Below are 1,338 nucleotides of genomic sequence, written 5' to 3'. Positions count from 1 at the left end.
CGGCCAGGTAGCACGACAGGGTGTGGTGACTGGGCCCTTCGTACTCGCGGGCGTCGTGATAGTTGCTCCACATCGCCGCAGTCAGCCCATCACCCAGCTCGGCACAATGCTCCAGCTGCGCATGGGGCGAGCTGTTGAGCGATTGAAACACTTGAATGTGCGGGAGTAGGGCCATGGCCATGTGCGCCTGCTGGAACGTGGGGCCTATGCTAACGCGCGCGAGCCCTGCTGCCAGCCGCTGCGGCTAAATAAGCGCAAGTTTACGCAAGCGCCCGGACGATCGGCCACGCACACTGCCGGCATCGCTCAGGAGCTATGCCATGAACCTTTCGCTGTATCTGCTCACCGTGCTGATCTGGGGCACCACCTGGATCGCCATCAAACTGCAAGTCGGCATGGTCGCTATCCCGTTATCCATCGCCTACCGTTTTGGCCTGGCAGCCTTGGTGCTGTTTGCCATTCTGCTGCTTAGCCGTCGCCTGCAAGCGATGAACCGCCGCGCGCAGTTGCTGTGTTTGGCCCAGGGTTTGTGCCTGTTCTGCATTAACTTTATGTGCTTTTACACCGCCAGCCAGTGGATCCCCAGCGGCCTGATCGCCGTGGTGTTTTCCACCGCCACCTTGTGGAACGCGATCAACGCGCGGGTGTTCTTTGGTCAACGCATTGCCGTTAACGTGTTGGCCGGCGGCGCCCTGGGTTTGACCGGGTTAGCGTTGCTGTTCTGGCCGGAATTGGCGGGCCACCACGCCAGCCGCGAAACCCTGATCGGCCTGGGCTTGGCCCTGTTCGGCACGCTGTGTTTTTCCGCCGGCAATATGCTCTCCAGCATGCAACAGAAAGCCGGCCTGAGACCGCTGACCACCAACGCCTGGGGCATGCTTTACGGTGCGCTGATTCTTAGCGGCTACTGCCTGCTTAGCGGCACACCGCTTACCTTTGACTGGAGCACGCAATACGTCAGCTCGCTGGTGTACTTGGCCATTCCGGGCTCGGTGATTGGCTTTACCGCGTACCTGACCTTGGTCGGACGCATGGGGCCGGATCGCGCGGCCTACTGCACCGTGTTGTTTCCGGTGGTGGCGCTGAATATCTCGGCGTTTGCCGAAGGCTACCAATGGACCGCGCCAGCGTTGATGGGCTTGGTGTTGGTGATGGTGGGCAATGTGTTGGTGTTTCGAAAGCCGAAGGTGGTAGTGGCGCCGGTGTTGGCGCGCTAGTCGAGGCTGGGCCGGCCCTCACCCCTACCCCCTCTCCCGCACGCGGGAGAGGGGAACTAATCGGTGTTGACGCGACTACTCGTCTAGGCACCCTCTCCCGCTTGCGGGAGAGGGTTGGGGT

1 protein-coding gene and 1 pseudogene are annotated in these 1,338 nt (G+C 61.6%); one reads left to right on the top strand and one right to left on the bottom strand.

All coding sequences use genetic code 11. The annotated features are described in order from the left end of the window. Window positions 1-175, bottom strand: a pseudogene (locus AAAB16_RS22245) (AraC family transcriptional regulator); the annotation flags it as partial. A gap of 145 nt (window positions 176-320) precedes the next feature. Between AAAB16_RS22245 and AAAB16_RS22240 the strand changes: the two are divergent. Further along, window positions 321-1,217 carry an EamA family transporter gene (locus tag AAAB16_RS22240; RefSeq protein WP_340665293.1) on the top strand — a complete coding sequence of 299 codons (897 nt, stop codon included), beginning with the start codon at window positions 321-323 and terminating at the stop codon, window positions 1,215-1,217. Window positions 1,218-1,338: the final 121 nt, after the last annotated feature.

The organism is Pseudomonas sp. (genome assembly GCF_037994325.1).
Lineage (GTDB): Bacteria > Pseudomonadota > Gammaproteobacteria > Pseudomonadales > Pseudomonadaceae > Aquipseudomonas.
The sequence above is the reverse complement of the archived record's forward strand: the minus strand, read 5'-3'. Positions and strand labels throughout refer to the sequence as shown.

What these genes read in the sequence shown, in the direction of transcription:
- AAAB16_RS22240 (WP_340665293.1), top strand. Translation starts at nt 321, where the DNA reads ATGAACCTTTCGCTGTATCTGCTCACCGTGCTGATCTGGGGCACCACC.